5 protein-coding genes and 1 pseudogene are annotated in these 14592 nt (G+C 43.5%); 3 read left to right on the top strand and 3 right to left on the bottom strand.

The genetic code is table 11. The features are described 5' to 3' along the window. Positions 1-53: 53 nt before the first annotated feature. A complete protein-coding gene (gene rnb, locus F0228_RS21185; protein WP_105058377.1) occupies positions 54-2060 on the bottom strand; it encodes an exoribonuclease II in 2007 nt (668 codons plus the stop codon). A gap of 308 nt (positions 2061-2368) precedes the next feature. Here rnb and F0228_RS21180 point away from each other — a divergent pair, with 308 nt between their 5' ends. After that, on the top strand, positions 2369-4393 hold the full coding sequence (locus tag F0228_RS21180) for a DEAD/DEAH box helicase (RefSeq protein ID WP_083803034.1): 2025 nt from the start codon (positions 2369-2371) through the stop codon (positions 4391-4393). Positions 4394-5052: 659 nt separating this feature from the next. Beyond that, positions 5053-6246 carry an acetate/propionate family kinase gene (locus F0228_RS21175; RefSeq protein ID WP_008219810.1) on the top strand — a complete coding sequence of 398 codons (1194 nt, stop codon included), beginning with the start codon at positions 5053-5055 and terminating at the stop codon, positions 6244-6246. Between the two features lie 443 nt (positions 6247-6689). Here F0228_RS21175 and F0228_RS21170 read toward each other — a convergent pair whose 3' ends face one another. Both F0228_RS21170 and F0228_RS21165 read right to left on the bottom strand, forming a co-directional pair. Further along, positions 6690-7253 (bottom strand): hypothetical protein, encoded by a 564-nt coding sequence (locus F0228_RS21170; protein ID WP_171762727.1) that lies wholly within the window; start codon positions 7251-7253, stop codon positions 6690-6692. A gap of 49 nt (positions 7254-7302) precedes the next feature. After that, positions 7303-13287: a toxin TcdB middle/N-terminal domain-containing protein gene (locus F0228_RS21165; protein ID WP_216619380.1), complete on the bottom strand. Its 5985-nt coding sequence runs from the start codon at positions 13285-13287 to the stop codon at positions 7303-7305. A 526-nt stretch (positions 13288-13813) separates the two neighbouring features. On the opposite strand from F0228_RS21165, the pseudogene F0228_RS25740 reads away from it, so the two are divergent. Further along, positions 13814-14592, top strand: a pseudogene (locus F0228_RS25740) (hypothetical protein); the annotation flags it as partial.

The following is a 14592-nucleotide window of genomic DNA, read 5'->3' as shown; positions in this document are numbered from 1 at the left end:
GAAGCTTATGACCTTGAAAGCTTTGACCTTGAAAGGCCTATCCTTTACAGCTATTAAGCTTCGGTTTCATTTGTTGTTTCAGGCTCGCTAGGCAAGTCCGCAAATACTTGAGTAGGTTTTGCTACTAAGTTACGGCTTTCCTGATTAACTTCAGAGAGAACTACTTCTAAAACGTCTCCCAGTTTGTATACCATTTCTTTATCGATAGATACAGTACCCATATCACTGTTGCACTCGATTCTTTCTTTATTATCAATAATGAGAGAACCAGGGATAAATGCAGCGGCACCATTCTCTAGCAAGCGAACACGCATACCAGCACGGTTAATGTCGAAGATCTCTGCTTGGAAGCGTGTTTCTTCTGCTGGTGCGTTAGCTAGCGTGCGAGCATACAACCAATCACCAACATTACGCTCAGCCATACCGTGATGGCGGCGGTGTAGTGCAAGTTCATCACCGATCGTTTCATCTGGTGTTTGAATTGGCGCTTTACCAAGGATATGTGCTTTCAGCATACGGTGGTTAATCATGTCGCCGTATTTACGAATTGGAGAAGTCCAAGTCGCGTAAATGTCTAAACCCATCGCGTAGTGTGGTGCAGGTTCGTTGCTGATTTCACTGTACGCTTGGAACTTGCGGATACGGTTATCGTAGTAGTTATTATCTAAAGAGCCTAACCAGCGGCGAAGTGCAGCAAAGCCTTCAAGAGAAATAATTTGCTCTTCTGTGAACGGTGTTTCTGCTTGTGGATTAACCAGTTCAAGAACGTCTGCAACTTTCTCGGCTTTGAAGCCAGAGTGGCAGTTAAACACACCTTGGTTGAAGCTTTCCTTTAATACTCGACCTGCACAGATGTTTGCGCTGATCATCGACTCTTCAACCAACTTGTTCGCACTACGACGCATGTCTGCGTGAATAGCAACAACATCGTTATCTTCGCTAAGTTCAAAGCGGTAGTCAGGGCGATCTGGGAATACCACTGCGTTTGCTGAGCGCCATGCTGAACGTGCTTGTGCAAATTCGTGTAGGTCAGAAACAATCGCTGCGATTTTTTCAGATGGTTGCCACTTCTCTGATGCACCGGTTTCTAGCCAGTCTGATACGTTGTCGTACGCCAGACGAGCGTGAGATTTAATGTTCGCCGCGAAGAAGTTGATGTCATCGCCAATAACGCCATCTTTAGACACGGTTACTGTGCAGCATAGGGCAGGGCGAATTTCGTTCTCGATAAGCGAACATAGGTTGTCTGCAAGGTCACGAGGTAACATTGGGATGTTACGACCAGGCAGGTAAATCGTGAAGCCGCGTTCGCGCGCCACTTTGTCCATTGCGTCATCAGGAGAGATGTAAGCGGTAGGATCAGCAATCGCGATAGTCAGTTCAAAATCACCGTTCTCTTTCTTCTTAGCGTAAAGTGCATCGTCCATATCTTTTGTGCTTTCGCCATCGATAGTCACAAAAGGAACATGGGTCATGTCTACACGTTCAAGATCGGCATCGTCATTGATTTGCCAATTATCGATACCTTCAGGTTCACTATTTGGTAAGTCATTCTGTGCAAGTGTTACCCACCAAGGTGCGATCTTGTCGTCAGCGTCAGTGATCTTTTCTGAAATTTGAGCTAAGAAGCCGTTGTCACCTTTCAATGGGTGCTGAATGATATGAGCAACAACCCAGTCGCCTTCTTTAAGCGTTTCTGGGTTTAGGCCTTTCTTTGCTTTCGCTTTTAATTGCAGCTTTTTAAGCTGAGGGTGGTCAGGTACAACGTTTAAGCGGCCTTTGAAAAGCTTAACTCGTGCAATAAAGCGAGTAAGACCTTGTTCAACCAATTCTTCTGGCTCTGCAACTTCACGCTCTTTCTCGGTGCGAATGATGGCAATCACTTTGTCACCGTGCACACATTTCTTCATGTATGGAGGCGGAATGAAGTAGCTTGTTTTGCTGTCGACTTCTAGAAAACCAAACCCTTTTTCAGTGGCTTTGATTGTGCCTTCCTTTTTTGGGAGGGTTTCTTGGATTTGTTGCTTAAGCTGAGCGAGTAGAGGGTTATCTTGAAACATCTTACTTTTATCTTACGAGAACAATTGAGCACACTATAATCATTGCGGGGCCTGATTACTACTTAAAGCCGAAGGGAGAGCAAATAAATTACCTTCTTATTTACTATGTTCAATTCAATTGATGTAAACGGCTATGACGAGATATTCATCAAGTTTTGACGATATGATAGCCAGCATTGAAAGAAAACCGAAAAATATGTGATGTAATTCAATTTTTTCTGGCTTTTTTTATGCATTTAAGGAATAATCCGCCTCCCTTAGACGTCCCTAATGGCTTGAAGTGTTTTATTACTGCTTCGTAACTCTGAATGGAATCAGTATCTGATTGGATCAGTATTGGAAATGGTAGAGCTCCCGGGACCTTTTGTTTACTTATATATAGTGGGATCCCAATGTCCGAATCTGTAATTCAATTTAATGAATTAGCCCTAAACGAAAACATTCTTTCAGCTCTTGATAGCATGGGTTTCGTTTCTCCGACTCCAATCCAAGCAGCAGCTATTCCTCTTCTTCTTGAAGGCCGTGACGCACTAGGTAAAGCACAGACTGGTACTGGTAAAACAGCAGCATTCTCTCTGCCTTTACTAAACAAAATCAACCTAAACCAACACAAACCACAAGCAATCATCATGGCTCCTACTCGCGAGCTAGCGATCCAAGTTGCTGCGGAAATCAAAAACCTAGGCCGTGACATCAAAGGTCTTAAAGTTATTGAAATCTACGGTGGTGCTTCAATCGTTGACCAAATGCGCGCTCTAAGCCGTGGTGCTCACATTGTTGTTGGTACTCCAGGTCGTGTTAAAGACTTACTAACTCGTGACCGTCTACACCTAGATGAAGCACACACATTTGTTCTTGATGAAGCAGATGAAATGCTAAAAATGGGTTTCGTAGATGACGTTACTTGGATCCTTGAGCAAGCTCCAGAATCTGCACAACGTGTACTTTTCTCTGCAACTATGCCTCCAATGGTTAAGACTATTGTTGACCGTTACCTACGTAACCCGGCTAAAGTTGACGTTGCTGGTACTAACCACACAGTTGATAAAGTAGCGCAGAACTTCTGGGTTGTTAAAGGCGTAGAAAAAGACGAAGCAATGTCTCGTCTTCTTGAAACTGAAGAAACTGACGCGTCAATCGTATTCGTACGTACTCGTCAAGACACTGAGCGTCTAGCTGATTGGCTATCTGCACGTGGCTTTAAAGCTGCTGCACTGCACGGTGATATTCCTCAGTCTCTACGTGAGCGCACTGTTGATCACATCAAACAAGGTGTTATCGATATCCTAGTTGCAACTGACGTTGTAGCTCGTGGTCTTGATGTTCCACGTATCACTCACGTATTCAACTACGACATCCCATTCGATGTTGAATCTTACATCCACCGTATTGGTCGTACTGGCCGTGCTGGACGTAAAGGTAAAGCGATCCTTCTAGTTCGCACAAACCAAATTCGTATGCTTCGAACAATCGAACGCGTAACTAAGTCTACAATGGAAGAAATCCAACTTCCTCTACGTGACCAAGTTGCTGCTGCACGTGTTGCTAAGCTTGGCGCTGAGCTTGAAACAGAGAAAGAAAGCAAAGCTCTAGAAAACTTCGCAGGTCTTATTACTACTCTGCAAGAGTCTCTAGACGTAGATGCTGCAACTCTAGCTGCAATGCTTCTTAAGCGTCAGCAAGGTAAGAGCCCACTGTTCTACATTGGTGAAGACCCAATGATCGCAGCTATCGAGCGCGACAAGAACCGTCGTAAAGAGCGTCGTGAAAACCGTGATAACGGTGGCCGTGACTTCAATACTCAAGACTGGGATACTTACCAACTACAAGTTGGCCGTGAGCAAGGTGTTCAGGTAAAAGATATCGTTGGCGCACTAGCAAACGAACTTGGCCTAACTAAAGGTTCTATCGGTGCTATCAAACTTGACCAAGGTTCAACTTACGTTCAACTGCCAAAAGCAATGAACTCTGAAACTGCTGGTAAACTGAGCAAGCTACGCATCCGTCAAAAAGAAGCTGGCGCTGTTGTTGTAGACTTCAACGATTTCCGTGAACCACGTCGTGGTAACGGTGGCCGTGGCGGTCGTGATGGTGGTCGTGGTGGTTACCGCGGAAACCGTGATGGCAACCGCGATGGTAATCGTGAAGGCGGTCGCGGTGGATACCGTGGCAACCGTGACGGAAACCGCGATGGCAACCGTGAAGGCGGCCGTGATGGCGAGCGTCGTTTCGACCGTAACCGTGGTGGCGATCACCGTGGCAACTACCGTGGCGAACGTGGCCATGGCAACGGCGGTAACCGTGGTCGTCGTCCAGAGCGCAACGAAGGTTAATCAACCTTCAGCTTAGACGCTCTAGTCTAGACATTGAATTTAAAAGCCGAGCATGATGCTCGGCTTTTTTGTGCCTACTCGTATCTCTTTCCGACCGTATCGCTTGCAGTTAAACCCCCATCTCACGCCAAAATTGATATCCCTTTAGGCCAACATTAAAAGTGAACGACCCCGATTCTTTACGAAGGGGGCAAAGCACTCTCTTTAGCGCCGTGAACGTACCTGTATCGGATTGTAAGGCTATACTTAAATGACGTGCTACAAGCTAAGGGCCAAACGAGTGAAAGCTGTTTAAATTGCCGGGAGATGGTTTATTAGGACGAAGGCTGAGGTCATGTTTAGTGGAGGCAGGTATCGTAACTTCGCTGGTTCAACTCAAGACCGGTGACGTTTTGAACAATTATCCAAATTGACTAAATCTAGATAAAAATAATATTAGCAGTCGTTTGCGTCACTTGTTTATTCACTTTCTTATTCAACTATTTTTTAATTTTGCTCTCGAAATAAATAAATTAATGACTAAGATCAACTTAATTGTGTTCATTTGGTGATTTTTTCAAAACAAAAGTTGAAAGATTCAAAAATTATTGAATAATGGGCTTAACTAAAATTGAAGTAAACACTTCATCTAATTCGTACTGAAACAGGATCCATATCCAATGTCTAATTCGTTTGTTCTGGTTATTAACTCGGGTAGTTCATCCCTTAAATTTGCTGTCATTGATTCTGTTTCTGGTGAAGCAGTGTTGAGTGGCTTAGGGGAGTGTTTTGGTCTTGAAGATGCTCGTATGAGCTGGAAATACCAAGGCGAGAAAACTGAAATTGCTATTCAGGGTGAAGGTAGCCACCACAAGATTGCTATTGGCAAATTGGTAGGCCTGATGGAAGACCTTGGTTTCACAGCTGACATCGTTGCTATCGGTCACCGTATCGTTCACGGTGGTGAGAAGTTCACGCAAACTGTTCGTATTACTGAAGAAGTAACGAACGAGATTGAAAGCCTATCTGATCTTGCTCCACTTCATAACCCAGCAGGTGCTATCGGCATCCGTGCTGCGATTGAAGCTTTCCCTTCTCTACCTCAGTTCGCTGTATTCGATACGGCTTTCCACCAAACAATGCCACAACGCGCATTTACTGGTGCAATCGCTAAAGAGCTATACACAGACTTCGGTGTACGTCGTTACGGCTTCCACGGTACTAGCCACTACTTCGTAAGCCGTGAAGCTGCGAAGATGCTAAACAAGCCTGTTGAAGAATCTAGCTTCATCTCTGTTCATCTAGGTAACGGCGCATCAGTATGTGCTATCAAAGACGGTAACAGTGTTGACACATCAATGGGCTTCACACCGCTTTCAGGCCTTATGATGGGTACTCGTTGTGGTGACTTAGACCCAGGTATCATCGAATACCTTCTTAAGAAAGGTTGGTCACAAGAGCAAGTCTTCAACTCTCTGAACAAGGAGTCTGGCTTCCTAGGTGTGTCTGGTCTTACGAGCGATGCTCGTGGCATTTTAGAAGCTATGGAAGAGGGCCATGAAGGCGCTAAGCTGGCTTTCGAAGTATTCACATACCGTGTAGCTAAATACGTTGCTTCTTACCTTGCAACACTAGACTCTCTAGACGGCATCATCTTTACTGGGGGTATCGGCGAGAACTCTCTACCAATCCGTCGTGAGATCCTGAAAAACCTTAAGATCCTAGGTTTTGTTGAAGATGTTGCTGGCAACGAATCTGCTCGCTTTGGTGCTGACGGCATCATCGCTAAGTCTGAGATGCTAGACGCAGTAGCGATGGTTATCCCAACCAACGAAGAGTTCGTGATTGCTCAGCAGTCGGTGGAACTTCTGTAATTTAGCTTAAAATTAAATACTGAAAAGCGAGCCCAAGTGGCTCGCTTTTTCAGTAATGATTACTAAGCATATTATCGAGTACTCATGTTCTGATATTTTCTTAGCCATTCTTTATTCTTATTTTTCACACTGTTTATTAAATGAAAACTTTTCGAGTAACGGCATTGCGCGCCCTATTTTAATTTCTGCACCACAATAGTATTCACTATGTTGAGTTTTCAAAGTGTCCAAATCTGAGTAATACATAAAGCTTGGATAAACGGGGGCGAGAGTCGCTAGCATTAAGATAAAAATGGAGACTTTACTTGAGAGGTCTTTGTTTGCATTCCCCGTCAGTAGATTTATTGGATTTTAATTAATATTAGTCGATTTTTATTTTGTGATTAGTCGGTTTGTTTATAGAGATTTTTATCTTCCAATAATAACTGATTGAATCGCTTTTTTTAACTTAACTTTGATTTTTCAATGTATTTTTCGATTTTTTTCTTTGATTTTAATATAACATAACCAAAAGTAGGGAATGTATATGTGAAAAAAAATCTCATATCTTCGATATATTTTTCTGACGCATTGTTTGTAACTTTTGCTGAGTTTAAAATTAATTCTACATATGGTATAAATTTGTGTGAAAATATAAATATGTAAAGCATGGCAAGGAAAGTACTGACAGGATAAATAGCCTTGTTTAAAAATATATAAAAATTAAAAGTCGTTGGCGAGTGATAGATGTTTTTTTTTATTTTCCTTGAGCTTGTAAACATAAAAATTGATAGAAAGCTAACGCACGCGTCAAAAATCACCAATAAGGACAGTATTGAGATGAAAAAAGTCCACCACTCTAGAGTTAAAAAAAACATTGCTAAATCATTACTTGCTAATGTGCTGGAAGTTATTACGGATTTGAAATCATCGAACCATAGTCTTAATGATTCCCAAAGGTACCTAAAGAACGCACCAAAGGTTATTATTAATGCTATTTTTATTAGCTTAGTTGCAATAATCATCATGAAGATACCGTTTAGAAAGGAGCGGCTCGCGCTCCTTTTTATAGTTTAGTTAAGAATCTGAATCTGAATCTGAATCTGAATCTGAGACCTTTGTCGGCCCAGCTTCTGATTGTGAGTCATTGAGTGCCCCTTGAGTACTATCACCAGGGCTGCTATTTAACCCATTTTCCTTCGAATCATCTTTAGGCGTTCTTGTACTCATTAATGAATTAGCCAACGTAGTTACTGAGGTAGCTGCGGAAATATCTTTTAGAGTATTAAAAGGAACTTCGTTATCAGAAAGACCTTGACTAACATGTTTTTTCAGGTTGTTTGGTAGGTTTTTGTTCACTGGATGTCGACCATAGGGGTTCAACACTTGTTTTTCTGCTACCATTAAATTTTTACTAGCGAAGTTGCCGGCAACTGCATTTATGCAGGCCTGTGTATATTTTGCGTCATAGTTATCTTTCATTTTTGTTGATACAAACTCCTGTACCATAGCTCCTCCACAACTAATCATATTATTAGCTACAGGGTTTTTGGCTATCCCAACCCCGCCAGTCAATGCTCCAAATGCTCCCCAAGCCGCACCTTCCAACGCTTTTTCTTGCAGCGTGTCTAGTGACCAGTCACGACTAGTTAACATATGACCTGCAGTATTAGCAAAGGCTCCGACGGCTCCCCCAATAATTACAGCTCCTACTATTTGAGGAAACTCCCCCGTAGGATCGCTATACCTCAGCGGATTGCCTCGCCCATAGGCATAAGGTGACCAGCGTTGAGGATCTGTGAATCGAGCCTCTCTTGCAAACACAGGATCGGGGGTGATGAATTGCCCGTAGCTGTGGTTCATATAGCGTTGCGAGAAATAACCAAGTCCAGATTCTTTGTCTTGCTCTTTATCGGTAAAACGATAAACCGTTTTATCCGATTGACCAAATTGCGCTTCCACATCACCAAATGGTTCGTAATTGAACGCATTGATGACTTGAGCAGAATTGTCCACAGTCAGTTCTGTTGAGCCAAGGTGCTGTTTAATATAATAAACTTCTGGAGTGAAGGTGTCATCACTTTTGCTTGTCTTGGCTACACGGTGGCTGCCTAAACGAGCAAACTTGATCAGCTGACCTTCACGAATCTCAGCATCATCACTGATATACCAAGTTGTTGTGACCTTTCCTTTTCTGTCCTTAACGACTTTGAGGCGTCGTTTATTGTTGTGGTCATAGGCGTACTTTGCTTGGTTTTTCGGGTTATCGACTTGCTTCAAGCGGTTCGCATGATCCCACTGGAATTGTTGATTCCCTGAGCGTAGCTGGTTGCCTACCGCATCATAACTGATACCTACGTCAGCATGGGTGAGCGCTTGTGGTCCTGCTGTATCGGTTGTGCGTAACCCTTGTCGGTTGTAGCGTTTATCTTCTCCAGTGCCTGTGTTTCCGCCGTAGCGTAAGGTTAAGTTGTTGTCACCTAGGATTGGATCGTTGGTGTTTTTAGCAATAAGGTTACCAATTGGATCAAAACGGTATTGAGTGAGCTTTAACTTATTTTGTTCGAGTGCAATTCGATACCAATCGTCGTAGTCATAAAAACGCGTTTGGTCGAGCTCAGAATATTGATTCTCGATCCCTAGTTCTTTGGCAATGGTCTTTTTATCTTGCTCTGTTCGTTGGTCGGTAATGCCGAGTAAGTTCGATACCTCATCATATTGATAATTGAGTGACTGAAGACGTGTTCTGTCCGAATGACGAGTGGTTTCTCGGCTCTTAAGTCGGTTCAGCGCATCATATTCATAGTCACTTTGCATGCCATTACCATATTGAACATGGCTCAATTGCGCAGAGGCACTATACGAAATGTTGTTGATAATGTTACCCATCGCCAATAATTCACCGCCTTGACCGTATTGGTAGTCAAGATGGGTACTGTCTGGGTAAGTCAGTTGTGTTAATTTACCGGCGCTATTAAACGCTCGCTTAGTTGTATAAATATCCGATTGTTGACCAAAGGCTTTGATTTGACGTTTTTCAACAGTACGATGACCGTTTTGATCGTAACCAAACCAGCTGCTTCCTGCTTCATCGATAACTTGTGCAAGTCGGCCTTTCAAATGATGGAGCTGTTTATCTAGATTACTATCATATTGGTACCGCTTAGAGATACGGCCCTTGGTTGGATCGAGAATCAGCGAATGGAAACCTGTTGCTGGGATAGCCGTTTGGTCTTGATAGAAACGCTCTTCAATTTGTCGGCTAAGGCCATCATAAAGGTAAGTGTGTGCCATGCCTCGTGAATCTATGGTACCAACTAGATTACTCGCAGCATCATAGCTAAACCAAGCTTGTCCACGGTTTGGGTCATCTCGATACGTTTGACGACTTAAACCGTCGTAAAGCATAGTTCGGGTATTGCCAAATGCATCGGTTAAGCGAGTGAAATTGTCGAGCGCGTCATATTCATATCGAGTGGTCCAATCTTGCAGAGTGCTTTGCTCACCATTGACATCCACACCAACGTATTCTTTTACCTCTCGTAATTGACCTAGGCCATCAAATATTAACCATTTACCGGCTCCGCTGTGTTGGCCTCCGATAACCGTTTGTGCGGTATCTTGTACCCATGACTTAAGAGGCAAGTACTCGTTGTAGGTAAACGTTTCACCTTGCGAGACAGTGGCTGGTAGGTATTTACTGATTGTACGGTTGGTCGCGTCGTATTTGTTTCGAATGACTTGTGACCCCATCCCAGAATGAAAAGCCATACTCGCCGAAAAATAGGGCATGCTTTCAGTGGCCAGTAGTCCACGGCTATCGAAATTATTCTTCAAACTGACGCGTGGACCTTGCTCCGTTTGGCTTACGTTCATTAGATTGCGCCCGCCACCATCATAATATTGGCGGCGCTCAATATGGCGGCCATCTTTTTCAAGACGTTGTAAACTGCGGATCCAGTTAACCATGACGCCATCAAAATTTTGCTGGTAATGATATTCAAACGATTGTGTGGGCGCACTAGTGCTGTCGCCCGGCGCAATGATATCAGTGACTCGGCCAAGGCCGTCATACTGTATGTGAGTTTGTTGTTGGTTAAAATCCTCAAATAGAGTCATTACGCCCAATGAAGAATCGTAACTCGCACTGGCAACCAGGCTCTGGCCACCTAAGTGAAGTTTCTCTTTGGTTGGATATATTCCCTCTTGGTAAGTTACGCTAATCCTATGCCCAGGCTGCTCGCCATAAAGAGGGCCAAAGAACTCTGTCGCGTTGCCGTAAGAGTCGTAATGTGAACGTTGACTAAAAATAGTTTGGTTGTTCTTACTTGGTGAAATCCATTTTTTAGTCGCGGTTAGGTTACCGGTTGACACGGTGCCTAAGTTGCCACCACTAAAGCTTTCATCGTCATAAAACCATTGAGTTTTCGCAACCAGTTTACCCTGTGCATTGGTGATGGTTTTTTCAATGGGAAGGTGTAATTGCCAGTTAGCCAATGACGTTGCATTCTCGGCACTGTAGCGCCAACGGGTTTCACGCTGATCTTCAAAGCGATCGTCAAGGCGGCCATGTTCGCGTTTAAGGACTAAGTTACCAAAATCATCGTAATCGTAATCCCATGCCAGCGTGATAGGGTTTCCACGGCCTTGTTCTATCAGCTTTTTTTCTTGATGCGTTTTGCTTGCAAATGACACGAATCTATCGTCATCAACACTGTCAAATAAACGCTTTGATGACCACTGATATGTTTCTTGCCAAAAAAGACGTCCTTCCGCATCTTTTTTTTCTATTTTCGATATCTTTCCGCGCAATGATTCGTCATTAAGACCTAATAAAAAAGTGTAGTGAGTTTGACTTTCCGGTGCTGATTGGGAGGCGAAATCGCGTTGTGTTGCTTCGCTAAATCCAACAAACTTACGCTCTTTTGCAAAGTAAAATCCGTCACGGTATTGATAACTTTTTATCGATGCTTGGCCTGGGCGACTGGCGTCTTCCGTGGTGACTGATTTCACGACTTGCATAGCCATAGGCAGGGTATGTTGCCATGGTGTGTTTTGTTTTTCATCACGCAACATCTCAGAAGCCACGGTCGCATATTGAATGCTTGACGTTTGTCCTATGCCGTTATCGACGGAGAGCAATTGGTTGGGTAAATCACCCGGAATAATGGATAAATAGGTAAACGACTTTTCATGCTTGCCAGAACGAAACCACACGATGTCGACAACGCCATTGCCATCAATATCGGCCAATTTGGTTTTAGAAGGGGCGAATTTATCGGGGTGTGTGAACGTGAGCGGTTGACCGAAGACTAATGTTCCTTGAGGTCCTGATTGGCCTTTACTTGGCCACACAGTAACGTTGAACCCATTAAAGTAAACAAGATCAGCGAGGCCATCATGGTTTAAATCGGCAAACTGAACTTTATCTGTATTGTGAATACTTTTCGCAGTCTCGCGAATATTATTGACATGAATGGCTTCTGAATAACCGCCAGTGCCTTTACCTGCGAAAAAGTACATCGACTTTTGATCCATGTGAACTAAGTCGTTGAGTCCATCACCGTTCATATCGGCCATATGAGAGGTCGACTTTGCCAGTGGAACCCCAACACTGAGTTCGGGCATTGGCATGCTGATCGGCGTGTCCCAACCGTTCCCGTTGTTTATCGCAACAGTATGGTCAAAAACGCCATTTCTTGAATGACTGTTGGTGACAAAGACATCGGCTAATCTGTCATGGTTGATATCGATTAATCGAGCATTAGGGCTATTAATCGACAGTGTTTGGTTGCCTAAATTGCCCTGCGGTTGCCAATTGTAGTTTTCATCTAACCCATAAACATAGCTGTTGCGACGGATCGCATTCAGCATATTGATTTTGCCGTCACCGTTTAAGTCACCCCATTTGACATATTGGCTGGAGAGTTTATTTCGCGAGGGGGTGCTCATCTTCACCATTTTAGAGAATTGAACTTCCCCCTGTGGGTTTTTGCCTTGATTAAGTGCATAACGGTGCGGTGAGAAGCCGGTGTTGATCACATCGGGTAAACCATCTGCATTGATATCAATAAAATCAACATCTGGACTCTTTAAAGGAAATAACTTTGCAGAAGGGACGTAATGCGACGCCGCAAGCGTTGGGTCAAAGTGGGTATACTTGAAGCGGGCCGGGGGGGCGCCATCTTGTCCGTTGGCCGCGACTTTGGAAACTTGTGATAGGCGAGACAGACTCTGCCAATCTGACGTTGCCTCATAGTCAAATTGGTAAGACATGACCGGGGTTTGCTGATTAAAAGTGTCTATCTTTTTTAAGCGAAGGGCTTTGGTCAATTCAAAGGTTGGTAAGTAAGAAACAATGGGATCCGGCCTTGACTCATAAGATAACTCAACCACACTCGCGCCGTCATTGTAGTCAATTTGCGTTAAGTATACCGCTTGGCTGCTATCAAGGGAGTCATAGTGATAGTTGATTTGGTTACCATGAGAATCGGTCATGCTCTCGATAAACCACTGAAAAACTTTGTGCCCACTTTTGTCCTGGTGCTGTGCGTTACTGCTCTGCCCTAATACCCAGACACCACCATTAGCTAAAGTCATTCGCCAGCCGTTGGTCAGCTTTTGGTATTTTACAAATTGCCCTTCAATTTTAGCTCGATATTCATTGTTACCGATGTGAACCAGCTCTTGCCCTTGGTGATTCACATAAACATCGGGGTGGCTGTCGTCGTAATTGGGCAGGCCATTAACGGTTTGTCGCTGTATATAAGGTATGCTCAAACGTCGCCCAATGCCGACTAAACCATTGCCATAACCACTGTCGTAAGTAATCGACAACTCAGGTGTCATCTGGTTACGGCCTGTTGGTAAGCTAAAATTCAGTTGGTCTTGGCTGGTCCCCGTGTTTAATTGGGTATTAAACCCTTCCCCAAGCCCTTGTATCGTTCCAGGTCCTGTCGGTAAAGAAATCACGGTTGGCGACACCGCACTCGGCTCATTGGCGAGGGCAGCGGTTGTTAAACCACCCAGCAGCACTCCTATTGAATAGGCTAACGTTTTCATTTGTATCTCTTGGTTTTATAAATATTGGCGAAATATAAACACTGCAAATGAATTATGCAACTAGATGCGTTTTGAGTGTGATTTACATACGGCAAAATGGTGTTGTTGAAAATGGCTCGGCTAAACGGGGGAGTTTTAGCTACGTAAGGACGGAGTGAATTTCCGTGATTTTTCATGTGTATTGCTGCTGATGAATCCTATTCACGCCACTTAATTTTCTACAGAAATTTATAAAACCGTAATGACGGTGTTTTTATTATGATGTAGCATGTTCTTTTGATATGCAACTTGTTTGTTTTATGTGTTTTGTCAATAGGTGGTTGTTTTTTTGAAAAGGTCGGGGCGTTATTGGTGAGTATAAAGTTTTATACGGTAAGCACTTATCACGATTTATATTCCATATCTGAAACCATTTAATAAACAAACCAACCAAGTATGAATTTATATGGGGGAAAGTTAGTCTAAAATAGTTCGGGATAAATCGTAACAGTCTATTTATATAATCAAAAATCAAAAGAAGAAAATAATGAAATATACTAAACGCAGTTTGGTAGGGCTTTTTACGCTCTTAATAATGCAGTCGGGTGTGGCCCAGGTTGCCAATAATGCGCCTTATCCCTTTGGTGAGGAGTTTGTTTACAATACTTGCCCTTCAGGCTTTGACAAACAAGGACTAAGTTGTACAAAAAAAACCACAAAACCAATTTTGGTTAAATGTGATAGTGGTTATAACCTGAGTTCCAACAAGCAAAGCTGTACGAAAAGCCTTTCTCAAAGTGTAACGTACTCTTGTCCATCCGGGTTTCAGATGCAAGGAGGACTCTGTAATAGAACGTTAGTCGAGAGGCATTATTCCCCCTCTAAAACAGCGCCTTATGCAGGTAGATACTATCCAAATTCTTCACTTATTTTCCTTACAAGCGCTCGTGGTATGGGCAGGGTTTACTGGAAGGGAACCAAGATTTTTGAAGGGAATGCGCCTCTTCCTTACAAGCATTCGGATGGGTGGACTTACGATCGTGGGAGTCTGAAATCAAGTGGTGGTAATCACGGTGGGTGGCGAACTGAGTTTGAAGCGGTACGCACACGAGTTGATAGTAAAGCTCGGACAAGTCATTGCCCTAGTGGGTACAGAAAAGTTGGCAGTGCATGTCATAAAACCTTGACTAAGCCCGTCGTGAAGTATTGTTCTGAGGGACATCTAAATAGCAATCATTGTTCCGTTACTTTATCTCAATTAGCTTCAAGACGTTCACCTGTCGAAGAAACAATGGCAACCTTGTATCCGCGTTATTCTGATGATGC

Origin of the sequence: Vibrio sp. 99K-1, from assembly GCF_013114585.1 — a bacterium.
Taxonomy (GTDB): domain Bacteria; phylum Pseudomonadota; class Gammaproteobacteria; order Enterobacterales; family Vibrionaceae; genus Vibrio; species Vibrio chagasii_B.
Note: the sequence above shows the minus strand (reverse complement) of the source record. Positions and strands in the feature narration are given on the sequence as shown.

Excerpts from the sequence above, each read along its gene's own strand:
- rnb (WP_105058377.1), bottom strand. The coding sequence starts at position 2,060 with ATGTTTCAAGATAACCCTCTACTCGCTCAGCTTAAGCAACAAATCCAA.
- F0228_RS21180 (WP_083803034.1), top strand. The coding sequence starts at position 2,369 with ATGGAATCAGTATCTGATTGGATCAGTATTGGAAATGGTAGAGCTCCC.
- F0228_RS21175 (WP_008219810.1), top strand. The coding sequence starts at position 5,053 with ATGTCTAATTCGTTTGTTCTGGTTATTAACTCGGGTAGTTCATCCCTT.
- F0228_RS21170 (WP_171762727.1), bottom strand. The coding sequence starts at position 7,253 with ATGATGATTATTGCAACTAAGCTAATAAAAATAGCATTAATAATAACC.
- F0228_RS21165 (WP_216619380.1), bottom strand. The coding sequence starts at position 13,287 with ATGAAAACGTTAGCCTATTCAATAGGAGTGCTGCTGGGTGGTTTAACA.